The organism is Thermobifida fusca YX (assembly GCF_000012405.1).
Lineage (GTDB): Bacteria > Actinomycetota > Actinomycetes > Streptosporangiales > Streptosporangiaceae > Thermobifida > Thermobifida fusca.
Genome location: NC_007333.1, coordinates 3,067,336 through 3,079,999 on the forward strand (window position 1 = coordinate 3,067,336; position 12,664 = coordinate 3,079,999).

Below are 12,664 nucleotides of genomic sequence, written 5' to 3' on the forward strand. Positions count from 1 at the left end.
CACGATTCGAGACAACAGAATGGTTACATTTGGGACTATTCTCGCGGGACACCACGCGTGTCCCGGGGGTAGACCCGGGACACGCGTGGTAAAGGCCCGCTGCTTCCCGTGACGGGAGAGGCCTCGGATCAGTGGCTGTGGCCGTGGCCGCCCTCGGCGTTCTCTTCCTCCTCGGGCTTCTCCACGACCAGCGCCTCGGTGGTCAGCAGCATGCCGGCGATGGACGCGGCGTTCTGCACCGCAGACCGGGTGACCTTCACCGGGTCGATGATGCCCTGCGCCACCAGGTCGCCGTACTCCCCGGTCGCCGCGTTGTATCCGTGGCCGGGCTCCAGTTCCGCGATCCGGGAGACGACCACGTTGCCTTCGGCGCCCGCGTTGTTGGCGATCCAGCGGGCCGGCGCCACCAGCGCACGGCGCACGATCGCCACACCGGTGGCCTCGTCACCGGTCCGGCCCAGGTCGCCTTCCAGGGTCTTCGCGGCGTGCACCAGGGCGGAGCCGCCGCCGGCGATGATGCCTTCCTCCACGGCCGCGCGGGTCGCGGAGATGGCGTCCTCGAGACGGTGCTTGCGCTCCTTGAGCTCGACCTCGGTCGCGGCGCCCACCCGCAGCACGCAGACACCGCCCGCGAGCTTGGCCAGCCGCTCCTGGAGCTTCTCGCGGTCCCAGTCAGAGTCGGTGGCCTCGATCTCCTTGCGGATCTGGTTGATGCGGTCGTTGACCTCGGACTGGTCTCCGGCACCGTCCACGATGGTGGTGGTGTCCTTGGTGACGGTGATGCGGCGGGCCTTGCCGAGCACGTCGAGCTCAGCGTTCTCCAGGGTCAGGCCGACCTCTTCAGCGATGACCTGGCCGCCGGTGAGGATCGCAATGTCCTGGAGCATGGCCTTGCGGCGCTCACCGAAGCCGGGGGCCTTGACCGCGGCCACGGACAGCGTGCCGCGCATCTTGTTGAGCACGAGCGCGCCCAGCGCGTCGCCCTCCACGTCCTCGGCGATGATGAGCAGCGGCTTCTTGGTCTGGACGATCTTCTCCAGCAGCGGCAGCAGCTCGGCGAGGTTGCTGATCTTGCCCTGGTGGATCAGGATCAGCGCGTCCTCGAGCACCGCCTCCTGGCGGTCCGGGTCGGTGACGAAGTAGGGCGAAATGTAGCCCTTGTCGAACTGCAGACCCTCCGTGAACTCCAGGTCCATACCGAAGGTCTGCGACTCTTCGACGGTGATGACCCCGTCCTTGCCGACCTTGTCGAAGGCCTCGGCGATCAGCTCACCGATCTGCTTGTCCTGCGCGGAGTTGGTGGCCACGTAGGCGATGTCGCCGCGCTCGTCGATCTCGCGGGCCCGCGACAGCAGAGTCTCGGAGACCGCCTGGGCGGCGGCGTCGATGCCCCGCTTCAGCAGGATGGGCGAGGCACCCGCGGCAACACTGCGCAGCCCTTCGTTGACGAGCGCCTGGGCGAGCACCGTCGCGGTGGTCGTACCGTCACCGGCCGCGTCGTTGGTCTTGGTGGCGACTTCCTTGACGAGCTGGGCGCCCAGGTTCTCGTAGGGGTCCTCCAGCTCCACCTCGCGGGCGACGGTGACACCGTCGTTGGTGATGGTCGGGGCACCCCACTTCTTGTCGATGACGACGTTGCGGCCCTTCGGGCCGAGCGTCACCTTGACGGCGTCAGCGAGGCGGTTCACACCGCGTTCCAGAGCGCGCCGCGCAGACTCGTCGAACTCCAGGATTTTGGGCATTGGACTTCCTCGGATAGTGCTGAGATCGACTGCGGTGCACCGGCCGCGCCGGCTCAGGCACAGCGCGGCCACACGGAAAGCGCGCGGGCGGGTGGTCCCGCCCGCGCGCAGTCACACCTTGCTCGGAAGGATGTTCCGTGGCTTACTTCTCAACGACCGCGAGCAGGTCGCGAGCGGAGAGCACCAGGTACTCCTCACCGTCGTACTTGACCTCGGTGCCGCCGTACTTGCTGTAGAGGACGATGTCGCCCTCCTTGACATCCAGCGGGATGCGCTTGCTGCCCTCGTCGTCCCAACGGCCCGGGCCCACAGCGAGGACCTTGCCTTCCTGGGGCTTCTCCTTGGCGGTGTCCGGGATGACCAGGCCGGACGCGGTGGTCTGCTCGGCCTCCAGAGGCTGGACGACGACGCGGTCCTCGAGCGGCTTCAGCACAATCTTGGTGGCGGTCGACACGGTGTGACCTCCCCCTTCAGAATTTCTGAACGATGAATGGCATGCAGACAAAAGGGACGACCACGGCGGCCTGCCGTCGCGGGTGCCAGACCAACCTCGTCGCGATTAGCACTCTACCCTTGAGAGTGCCAATACGAAACAGTAGTGGCGCCCATCGGGGTCGTCAAACAACAGGTCACAGGGGAACACGAACGTGACAAACAGGGAGCTGGCAGGCTTTCTCGCTTTACGCAGTCCGGTGGGGGAACGCCTGCTTGGTGAAGTGGCCCCGGGCGAGTCGGCAGCCGACCCGCTGCGGGCAGTGGACCGGCTGCGCCGCCACCCAGCCCTCGCCGAGCTCCCTGAGGAAGAGGCCGCGGCACTCGTCCACGCGCTCCTCACCCAAGTCCGGTTGCGCAGTCGCGCCAAAGCGAAGTTCGGCCCGCTCGCCGACCAGATGTTCTTCACCCCTGCAGGCCTGGAACAGGCCACCCGGGCCCCGGTGGCGGCCTACCGGGCCCGCCGCATCGCCGACCGCGTCGCCAGCGCCACCGCCCCCGTCGCGGACCTGTGCTGCGGCATCGGCGCAGACCTGCTCGCGCTAGCCCGGGCCGGACTGTCCGTGGAAGGCGTCGACCAGGACCCGCTCACGGTCGCCGTCGCCGAAGCGAACATCGCGGCCGCGGGCCTGGCCGGGCGCGCCCAGGTGCGGCTCGGCGACGCCACCCAGGTCCGCTCTGCGGAGTACGCGGCTGTGTTCTGTGACCCCGCGCGGCGCAGCCACCGCGGCCGGGTCTTCGACCCGCGCGCCTACTCCCCCGCCTGGGACACGGTCGTGGCCCTGGCCCAGGCCGCCCCAGCCGGATGTGTCAAAGCCGCGCCGGGACTGCCGCACGAGTCGATCCCCGACGGCACCGCCGCCGAGTGGATCTCCGTGGACCGGGAGGTCAAAGAGACCACGCTGTGGTTCGGGGCACTCGCCGAGGGGGCCCCTTCCCGGCAGGCCACCCTGGTGCGTACCAAGCCCGGCTCCGGCGAAGTGGAGATCATCACGGTGGTCGACCACCGCCTGGGCACGCCTCCCCTCTCCCGGCCGCTGCGCTACCTGTACGAGCCGGACAACGCGGTGGTCCGGTCCCACCTGGTGGCCGAGGCCGCGGCAGCGGTCAACGGGTCGCTGCTCGACCCCGCGATCGCCTACCTCACCTCCGACTCCCTGGTCCGCACCCCGTTATGCCAGGTCTACGAGGTGCGCGAGGTGATGCCCTTCTCCTTGAAGCGGCTGCGGGCCGCGCTGCGAGAGCGGAACGTGGGCACGGTGACCATCAAGAAGCGCGGCTCCGCGGTCGACGTGGAACGGCTGCGCCGCGACTTGAAGCTGCGCGGGTCGGAGACGGCCGTGGTGGTGCTGACCCGGTTCGGCTCCCGGCCGTACTGCCTGTTGTGCGCCGAGGTTGCCGCAGGTGAGGACGGTGGGTCACCGTGAGCGCTCTTCTGCCGCGGTATCGCTGTACATAACGGTATGTATGGTTCTTTCGCCGTCTCATGAGACAACGGCTGGTCTGTCGTTAGACTGGCCGCGCTGAATGTTTCTCCCCTCAACTCGCGATTAGTCCGGCGGCTACTTTTACCCCCTTTTGGTGGGTTTCTTCTAGCAACCCATCACGACTCTGAGTAGGGACAAGACTCTGATCTGTCACGACGTGGATGTCCACGGCACCGTCGGACCTCGCGAGGACTCCCCGCCCTGAGCCACTGACGGGCGGGGAAGTGCCACATCTAAAGGAGCACCTCGGTGGAACAGACCAACCACAACTTCCTCAGCGGGGGAGGTCAGACCGGGATCTCTGATCGCATGCGGGAGCTGCTCTCCCGGGCCGCCCAAGAGCATCTCTCGGAGCAGAAAACACAGGATGCGATCACCGAGGAGATGCGCCAACGGCTGGAGGGCATGGAGTGGCTGCTGCGTGAGGTCCGGGAACGCGAGCTGGCCACTCTGACCGACGGCGTCACCACGGTCCAGGCCGGGGTCGAGTCGCTGTCCACCCGTCCTCCGGAGTGGGCGGAGACGCTCGCGGAACACATCGAGCAGGTGGGTGCCCGGGTTGAGCCGCTCGCGGAGATGGCCCCGCTGCGCTCGGACGTCACCGGGCTCGTCAGTGGCCTGGAGAGTGTGCTGGGCCGCCTGGCGGAACTCGCCGAGACCGCGTCCCGCACCGCAGAGCAGACAGCCGCGCTCACCGAGCGGTTGGACGGGCTGGCCAGCGCGATCGACCTGCGCCTGTCGCGGATCGACGAGGCCATCGAATCGCTGAGCACGCGTGCCGCGACCTTGGAGAACGCGGTGGAGACGGTCGGGGAGCGCGTGGAGCAGCGTCTCCTCGCCGCACTGGCCGAGCAGCGCGACGCGCTGCAGGAGGCCCGCACCGAACTCGGCCAGCGCATCACCGAAACCGCCGACGCCCTGCGCCAGGAGACGGCGGAGCAGACAGCCGCGCTCACCACCGCCCTGACCGAGCAGCGCGACGCGCTCACCACACGGCTCGACGAGCACCGCGACGCGTTGCAGGAGGCCCGCACCGAACTCGGCCAGCGCATCACCGAAACCGCCGACGCGCTACGTCAGGAGACGGCGGAGCAGGCAGCCGCGCTCACCACCGCCCTGACCGAGCAGCGCGACGCGCTCACCACACGGCTCGACGAGCACCGCGACGCGCTCAGCGGCACCTTCTCGCAGAGCATGGAGTTCCTGACCACGCAGGCGGACGAGAACCACGCCGAGGCCACTGCTGCGATCGCCGACGTCAACAGCGCGGTGGCGGCGCTGAGCAGCACCACCGAAGAGCGGCTCGGCGAAATGCGGGAGCAGTTGCGCCGCAACCGGGTGGAACTGTCCGAACAGTCCGCGTCCCAGCACGCGGAACTGCGGGAACGCGACGAAGAGCTCCGCGAAGCGCTGCTGGCCCGGCTCGCGGAAACCGCGGACAGTCTGCGCGCCGCCTTCGACGAAGGGCGCTCCGCTGCGGCGACCGCGGCCGCTGAACTGGCGTCGGCGCTCGCCGAGGCCCGTTCCGACGCCAAGTCGGACTCTGCCGAACTCCTCGAGCAGCTCACTGCCCGGGTCGAGGAGCTGCGTGCCGCGGTGGCTGAAGAGCTCCGCACGCTCGACGCCGCGGCCCAGGAGCGGGGCGCCGCGCTCAGCGAACGGTTCGCGGAACACCACAACGCTGTCACGGAACGGCTCGACCAGCACGAGCGGGAGCTGGCGGAGCGGGTCGACACGCACCTGTCCACGATCACGACCCGGTTGGACAGCCAGCACGAGTCGCTGGCCGGCAAGTTCGAGAACAGCCTGGAGAACCTAGGCAGCCGCTTCGACACGTTCGAAGGCCGCTTCGACGGCAGTTTCGAAGGCATCGACGGCAAGATCGACGGGATCAACGGGCGGCTGGACGGCCTCGACGGCCGGGTCACCGGTGTGGAAGGCAAGTTCGAAGGGGTCCACGGCCACTTCGAAGGGGTTGACGGGCGGCTGGAGGCGATCGACGACCGGCTGGAGGCCGTCAACCAGCGTCTCGCTCAGCTTCCGGCTTCGCTCGAAGTCAGCGAGGTGCACCGTCGCCTGTCCGAGCTGGTGGAACGCCCGGTCATCGACCACAGCGACCGGCTCGACTCGCTGGACCGCAAGCTCGACGAGAACCTCAACCCGCTGCTGAACGAGCTGCGGGCCCGGCCGGACCGGCACGAGTTCGAAGAGACCCTCAGCGAGGTGGTGGAGACGTCGCACGACGACGTCACCAAGCGCCTGGCGGCTCTCGAAGAGACGATGCTCGCGCTCGCCGAAGCCCTGCTCCGCCCCGGCCGCGACGGCGGCAAGAAGCGGCGCAACAGCAGCGACTTCGACGACCTGGACGACGAGTAAGTCTCGTCCTCTCCCGGGGCCGGTCCGCGTGCGGGCCGGCCCCTGCCGCTGTCTGGGGGCCGCTGGGGCAGTAGAGCCCCCAGCGGCGGATCGGGATGCTCGCGGCCCGGTCAGTTCACGAGCACGCTGCTCACCGGCAGCGAAGTGTCCACGGCCATGTCCAGCGGGGACGGCGGTAGCCCCGCGGCCACCACTTCCGCGCCCAGTGCCGCGATCATCGCCCCGTTGTCGGTGCACAGCCGAGGCCGGGGCACACGCACTTCGATCCCTGCCGCGGCGCACCGCTCTTCCGCGAGCGCCCTCAGCCGCGAATTAGCGGCCACCCCGCCGCTGATCACCAGGTGGCGCACCCCGTGCTCCCGGCACGCGTCCACTGCCTTGCGGGTCAGGACGTCCGCGACCGCCTCCTGGAACGCTGCGGCCACGTCGGGCACGCTCACGGGCCTCCCCTGCCGTTCCGCGTCCTCTACCCAGCGGGCCACGGCGGTCTTCAACCCGGAGAACGAGAAGTCGTAGGTTCCGTCCCCCCATTTGCCGCGCGGGAAGTGGATGGCGGTGCCGTCCCCGTCGCGGGCGGCGCGGTCGATCGGCGGTCCCCCTGGATACGGCAGGTTGAGCAGGCGCGCCACTTTGTCGTAGGCCTCGCCCGCGGCGTCGTCCACGGTCTCGCCGAGCAGTTGCACGTCGGTCGCCAAGTCCCGGACGAGGAGGAGGGACGTGTGCCCGCCGGACACGAGGAGCGCCACCACCGGTTTGGGGAGCGGCCCGTGCTCCAACTGGTCAACGGCGACGTGGCCGACCAGGTGGTTCACCCCGTACAGCGGTTTGTCCAGGGCGAGCGCGTAGGCTTTGGCCGCGGACAGGCCGACCAGGAGCGCCCCCGCCAGGCCAGGCCCCACGGTGACCGCGATCGCGTCGACATCGGACAGCCGCACCCCGGCGCGTTCCGCGGCCCGGCGCACGGTGGGGGTCATCGCCTCCAAGTGGGCGCGGCTGGCGACCTCGGGCACCACGCCGCCGAACCGGGCGTGCTCATCGACGCTGGACGCAACCTCGTCGGCGAGCAGTTCACAGCCGCGCACGAAAGCGACCCCGGTCTCATCGCAGGAACTCTCGATCCCCATGATCAGGGGCGGCTGGCTGGCAGTGGTCATCGCTCTTCCTCAATGGGCTCCAGGCGGCGCATGATGATGGCGTCCGCGCCGACGTAGTAGCCGGAGCGGACTCCGACCTCCACAAAGCCGAACTTCTGGTACAGGTCCCGGGCACGCGGGTTGTCCGACCGGACTTCCAGGAACATGGCGGTGATGCCGCGGCGGCGCGCCTCGTCCAGCAGCGCGGTCAGCAGGGCGCGGCCGATCCCCTTCCCCCACCGTTCGGGGGCCACGGCAATGGTCTGCACGTCGCCTTCGGGAGGTACCGCGCGCAGTCCCGCATAGCCGACGAGTGTCCCGTCGGCCTCCTCAGCGACCAGGTAGTAGCGGTCGGGTTGGGCGAGTTCGTCGCGGAAGATCCCCTCGCTCCACGCGTCGGCGGGAAACAGGGTCCGCTCCAATGCGAGGACTTCTGCGACGTCGTCGAGGGTCATCGAACGCAGCAGCGGAGTCATCGGGACCGTCCCAGTTCGGCCGCCGTGGGCTGGCGTACTTTCTTCGGCGCCCCGGGGATCTGGGCGTCGGGTCGGCGCAGGTACAGGGGACGCGGCTCCGGCAGGGGGGTGCCGTCGCGCAAGGCCCGCACCGCGAATTCACCGAGCGCGGCCGCTGTCGGGTACAGCGGTTCGGCTGCCTCAGGGTCCTGTCCGAAGACGTCGGCATACAGGTGGGCGCCGTGCCCGATCACCGGCAGGCCCGCGGTGTCGACGTCGGCGGGCCGGTTCACGGCGATGTCCCCGACCCGGGTCGCAGCATCGGTGTAGCGGGCCCAGAACACTTCTTTGCGGCGGGCGTCGGTGGCGGCGATGAACGGGGTGGTCCGTCCCGACGCCCACGCGAGAGCGTCCAGGGTGGCCACGCCTACGCAGGGCACGCCCAAGGCTTCGGCGAGGGCGTGCGCGGTCGCCAAGCCGACCCGCAGCCCGGTGTACGGGCCGGGACCGATACCCACCGCGATGTGGGTGACGTCCTCCAGGTCTACCCCGACGTCCGCGACGACCGTGCGGATCTGGGGGGTGAGGAGCTCCCCGTGGCGGCGCGCGTCCACGGTGGTGCGGGCGGCCCGCACCCGTACCCCGTCCGGGCCGGACTCGCACAGCGCCGTCGTCACAGCGGGAGTGGCAGTGTCGAAAGCCAGTAGCAGCACGGTGGACCAGCCTATTCGAGTTTGTCCCCGGCGAGTGCGGTCAGTGTGCCGCGCCAGCGGTCGCCGATGCGGCGGATCTGCACGGTCCGCGTGTCGTCGGCGTGCCGGTCGATGCTGATCTCCAGGCGGTCGTCGCTGAGCCACTCCGCGATTCCCGTCCCCCATTCGACGACGGTGACCGACTCCGCCATTCCCGCTTCCAGGTCGAGGTCGTCGAGTTCTTCGGGGCCGCTGAGCCGGTAGGCGTCCACGTGGACCAGGTCGGGGCCGCCGACGAGGCTGGGATGGGTGCGGGCAATAGCGAAGGTCGGCGACGTCACGGGGCCGCGCACCTGCAGTCCTTGGGCGAGCCCTTGGGTGAAGGTGGTCTTGCCTGCGCCCAGCGGCCCGGAGAGCAGCAGGAGGTCTCCGGCGCGGGTTTCGGCCGCAATAGCGCGGCCGAGGGCCCGCATCGCCGTGTCGGTGGCGACGGTGACAGTGGTCGTGTCAGGTGAGGAGGTGTCGGTCATATCCGTTCGGCTCGCGGCGTTGTGAGGGAAGCGGTGGGTACCGCGCCGTACAGCACCAGGGTAGGCACTCGGGGGGAGCGGTCCGGACAGTGTGCGGCGCGGGATCAGCGCACAGCGCCGGTGTAGACGCGCGGCACCCGCCGGCCGATGCGGGTGACGATCTCGTAGGAGATCGTGTCCAAGGCGTCCGCCCAGTCTTGGGCGGTGGGTTCGCCGTGGTCGCCGGGGCCGAACAGGATTGCACGGTCGCCGGGGGTGACCGTGTCGTCGCCGATGTCCACCACGAACTGGTCCATGCACACGGTTCCGGCGATGGTGCGGCGGCGGCCTGCCACGAACACGGGGGCGCGGTTGGTTGCGGCGCGCGGCACCCCGTCGCCGTAGCCGAGGGGTACCAGGGCGAGGTTGGTTTCCCGGTCGGTCACGTAGCGGTACCCGTAGGAGACGCCGCTGCCGGGGCGGACTCGTTTGCAGCCCACCAGGGTGGCGCTGAGTGTCATGGCGGGCCGCAGGCCCGGCACGTCCAGGCCGGGGATGGGGGACAGCCCGTAGGTGGCGATCCCGGGCCGCACCAGGTCGAATCGGGCATCGGGTCGGGTGAGGAGCGCCGCAGAGTTGGCGATGTGCCGGACCTGGGGGTGCAGCCCGGCCTTGTCGACGACGGACAGCGCCTGGTGGAAGGCTTCAAGCTGGGCGGTGGTGGCGGGGTTGTCGGGCTCGTCGGCACAGGCGAGGTGAGAGAACACTCCGGTGACGGTGAGCAGCCCTGCGGCTTCGGCGCGCGCCAGGGCCGCAGCTGCGGCAGACCAGTCGGCGGGGCCGATACCGCCGCGGTTCAGCCCGGTGTCGACTTTGAGGTGGATGCGGGCCTGGCGGCGCGCCTGCCGGGCCGCGTCAATGACCTCGTTGATCACCCACATCGATCCGATACCGAGGTCGATGCCGGCGTCGATCGCCTCGGTGAGGGGTTCTCCGGGGGGCACCAGCCAGGCGAGGATCGGCGCGTCGATGCCGGCAGCACGCAACTGCAGCGCCTCGGCAATGAATGCGGTGCCCAGCCAGGTTGCCCCTCCGGCGAGCGCTGCCCGCGCGGCAGGGACCATGCCGTGCCCGTACCCGTCTGCTTTGACCACGCCCATCACCTGGGCGCCCGCTGCTCGTTCAGCGAGGAGCGCAATGTTGCCGCTGATGGCGTCCAGGTCGATCCTGGCTTCGGCAAAAGACGACATGTGTGCAAGTCTGACACGAAATCGGACGTCCGACCCGGGACTGCGGTCCCTGATTTGTGTGGGTTTACCAGCAGAAATCGGCTCCTTACCGAGAGCGCACCAGCAGGCGTGCGGTGCTCTTCGGCAGCAGCAGTCCCAGCATGCCCACGGCCGCATAGGGCAGCTGCCCCGGGGCGGCTGCGCCCAGGACCGCGCCGATCGTGGCACGGGGAGTGCGCAGGAAGCGGCGTGGATTCGGCTGGTCGCGCGGCACCGACCAGCCGCTGGCCAGCAGCGAGACCAGGGCTCCTGCCCCGACCAGCACCCAGACGGCGTCAGCAGTGGGCAGCGCGGTGAACCATGCGGTCACGGCGAGGAGTGTGGGGAGCGCGTAGGCGCCGCCTAGTACTCCAGGGTCGAGGCTGTCCACGACCGCGGCTGCCGCGGCACAGACAGCCAGTGCTGCCGGGGTGGCCAGCCCGAGCCGTACCAGCAGTCCGTCTGCTTCCGCGGCGAGCTTGTCCCGGTCGGGGACCCGGGTCGGCTGTCCCGCGGCTCGGGCCACGCCCATGGCGTGTTCGCGGCGGCGGCGCAGGACACGCCAGGCCGTGCAGAGCGCTGTCGGGCCCCGGCTGGCGGCCGCGAGCTGGACCGTGTATTCGTGCAGGATCGCGGCTGCCGCTTCGACGAGGGTGACAGGGAGCCGCGCCCAGGCCAAGGCGATGCGGCGGAACAGCGGGGCGATGTCCCCGGGCAGGTGGGAGCGGTACCACACTGCACGGCCGTAGGCTTGAGCGGCCAGACGGCGCAGCGGGGCTTTCCCCGGGAGAGGCGGCGTGGTGTGGGCGGCGAGCCGCTGCATCCGGTAGTCCAGCAGGACCCCGCAGACCAGGAAGAGGAGCAGCAGCCAGCGGGTTGCCGCGCCGTTGCCGTAGAGCGCGAACACGGTCGCGGTGAGGGCGGTGGGCTCCAAACCGGCGAGCAGAGCGTTGAAGGTGAGGTGTTCGAGGGCGGCCGCGCCCAGCGCGAGAGGCGGCAGCAGCCACAGCTTGGCCCCGTACAGGCGCCGTCCCACGACGGCGATCCCGAGTGTGGCGCCCACGAGTCCGGTGGTGACCGCATGCCCGGAGAAGCGGATGTCTGCCCACGGGATCTCCAGCCATCCGGGGAAGAGAGTGAACGCTCCTCCTTGCGGCAGGGGGTGGAAGGCGGTCTCGTCCGCGCTCAGGACGGTGGCGACGGTCTCCGCGAGCTGGAAACCTGCCCCGCAGGCTGCCGCGGCCAGCAGGTAGTCCACGGCGGCGAAGCGCCGCATCCGACGGCGGGCCACCAGCCAGAACACGAGGAACGGCAGGAATTTCGCGACCTCTTCGACGGGTACCGCGACGGCGACGGAGGCGAGCGGGTCGAAGGGGTCGAGGCGCAGCAGCGCGGCCACAGCCAGTTCCAGGAAAGCGATGGGGCCGAGGGCGAGGGCACCGAGGACGGTCAGGCGCAGCAGCGCGGCGAAGCTGAGGGTGCGGGACCGGGCCAGCCAGGCGAGTTGCGCGAGCAGCCACACGGTCAACGCGACAGCGGTGAGCGCGGTGGGGATCGCAGGGACGACCAGGGCGGCGAGGGCGAGCAGGAGCAGGGCGATCCACCCCCACGCGCCCCGCACCGCACGTGCCCGGGCAACGGAGCGCGGTGACCGGTCGCGGAGCGCTTCCCCCCATGCGCTGACGCGTTCCCCCACGTCGCCCCGGGGTTTGCGTTTGTCACGGCCGGCGGGGTCGAGGCAGCCGTAGCGGACAGCGGCCTGGAGGAGTTCCGGATCGTTCCTGGTGTGCGCGGTCTCCGCGAATTCGGCGCGGGCGCGGCCGATGTCGTCGCCGACAAAGGCGGCCACATAGTCCGCGGGTCCGGCGGCCACGGTGAGCTCGTCTGCGGTGACGAGGACCGCTGCGGAGAGGTCTTCGAGGCAGACGAGGAAGTCGGTGGGGGTGTCGCCCCAACTGCGGATGACCCCGATCAGCGAGGAGGTGGCCGCGCGCACTTGAATGACCGGTTCGTAGGCGTATTCGGAGCGGGTGCGGCAGATCAGCACGTGGTCGACGCCTACCGCTGCGGCGGCTGCGGTGATCCGCTCAATAAGGGAAGTGTCGCGCGCTGCGGTGAACGGCGCCACGATTTTACGGTCGAATTCGATCCAGTCCAGGTCGAATTCGGTGGCGGTGGCGCAGATCCGCAGTACCAGATCGCGCGTGAGCATGGCCTGCTGGTCCATGGCCTCGTTTTCCTGTATCCGGGGTGCTGGCGCAACACGTCACACCGGAGCGCTCCGGCGAAGTGTTTACGTTATCGCGGCGAAACGACTCTTTTTCAAGAGGTCTGGGAACACGGTCCCACTCGGGGGCGAACCCGGCATGTTCACGGTGTGGTATTGCGTGCCAGAGGGATAAGGGGAACTCCTGCCGTGTGATCGGATCAGTTCCGTTTTTGGTGCGGGAGAAAATACCCGCGGTTTTTCGACGACGCTCGCCTTCGTCCGGGCATGGAAACACCCCGGC

General features: G+C 69.7%; 10 protein-coding genes. 2 read left to right on the forward strand and 8 right to left on the reverse strand.

What is annotated here, in order from left to right; translation table 11 throughout:
- Nucleotides 1–128 precede the first annotated feature (128 nt).
- Nucleotides 129–1,742, reverse strand: a complete 1,614-nt coding sequence (gene groL, locus TFU_RS12925; RefSeq protein ID WP_011293021.1) for a chaperonin GroEL — start codon at nucleotides 1,740–1,742, stop codon at nucleotides 129–131.
- Between the two features lie 142 nt (nucleotides 1,743–1,884).
- Nucleotides 1,885–2,196 (reverse strand): co-chaperone GroES, encoded by a 312-nt coding sequence (gene groES / locus TFU_RS12930; RefSeq protein WP_011293022.1) that lies wholly within the window; start codon nucleotides 2,194–2,196, stop codon nucleotides 1,885–1,887.
- Nucleotides 2,197–2,389: 193 nt separating this feature from the next.
- Between groES and TFU_RS12935 the strand changes: the two genes are divergently transcribed.
- Nucleotides 2,390–3,661: a class I SAM-dependent methyltransferase gene (locus tag TFU_RS12935; protein WP_011293023.1), complete on the forward strand. Its 1,272-nt coding sequence runs from the start codon at nucleotides 2,390–2,392 to the stop codon at nucleotides 3,659–3,661.
- Between the two features lie 309 nt (nucleotides 3,662–3,970).
- Nucleotides 3,971–6,097, forward strand: coding sequence for a hypothetical protein (locus TFU_RS12940; protein WP_011293024.1), 2,127 nt, complete (start codon nucleotides 3,971–3,973; stop codon nucleotides 6,095–6,097).
- 110 nt (nucleotides 6,098–6,207) lie between these two features.
- Here TFU_RS12940 and tsaD read toward each other — a convergent pair whose 3' ends face one another.
- The 6 genes from tsaD to TFU_RS12970 all read right to left on the reverse strand — a co-directional run bounded on the left by tsaD (nucleotide 6,208) and on the right by TFU_RS12970 (nucleotide 12,381).
- Nucleotides 6,208–7,251 (reverse strand): tRNA (adenosine(37)-N6)-threonylcarbamoyltransferase complex transferase subunit TsaD, encoded by a 1,044-nt coding sequence (gene tsaD / locus TFU_RS12945; RefSeq protein ID WP_011293025.1) that lies wholly within the window; start codon nucleotides 7,249–7,251, stop codon nucleotides 6,208–6,210.
- Nucleotides 7,248–7,706, reverse strand: a complete 459-nt coding sequence (rimI, locus tag TFU_RS12950; protein ID WP_011293026.1) for a ribosomal protein S18-alanine N-acetyltransferase — start codon at nucleotides 7,704–7,706, stop codon at nucleotides 7,248–7,250. The genes tsaD and rimI overlap by 4 nt, the downstream gene beginning before the upstream one ends.
- Nucleotides 7,703–8,398: a tRNA (adenosine(37)-N6)-threonylcarbamoyltransferase complex dimerization subunit type 1 TsaB gene (tsaB, locus tag TFU_RS12955; protein WP_011293027.1), complete on the reverse strand. Its 696-nt coding sequence runs from the start codon at nucleotides 8,396–8,398 to the stop codon at nucleotides 7,703–7,705. Before tsaB ends, rimI begins: the two co-directional genes overlap by 4 nt.
- Before the next feature lie 11 nt (nucleotides 8,399–8,409).
- A complete protein-coding gene (gene tsaE, locus TFU_RS12960; protein WP_011293028.1) occupies nucleotides 8,410–8,907 on the reverse strand; it encodes a tRNA (adenosine(37)-N6)-threonylcarbamoyltransferase complex ATPase subunit type 1 TsaE in 498 nt (165 codons plus the stop codon).
- A gap of 104 nt (nucleotides 8,908–9,011) precedes the next feature.
- On the reverse strand, nucleotides 9,012–10,136 hold the full coding sequence (gene alr, locus TFU_RS12965; protein ID WP_011293029.1) for an alanine racemase: 1,125 nt from the start codon (nucleotides 10,134–10,136) through the stop codon (nucleotides 9,012–9,014).
- Nucleotides 10,137–10,221: 85 nt separating this feature from the next.
- The gene (locus TFU_RS12970; protein ID WP_011293030.1) at nucleotides 10,222–12,381 is read right to left on the reverse strand and encodes a PrsW family intramembrane metalloprotease; all 2,160 of its coding nucleotides are present in this window, start codon (nucleotides 12,379–12,381) and stop codon (nucleotides 10,222–10,224) included.
- Nucleotides 12,382–12,664: the final 283 nt, after the last annotated feature.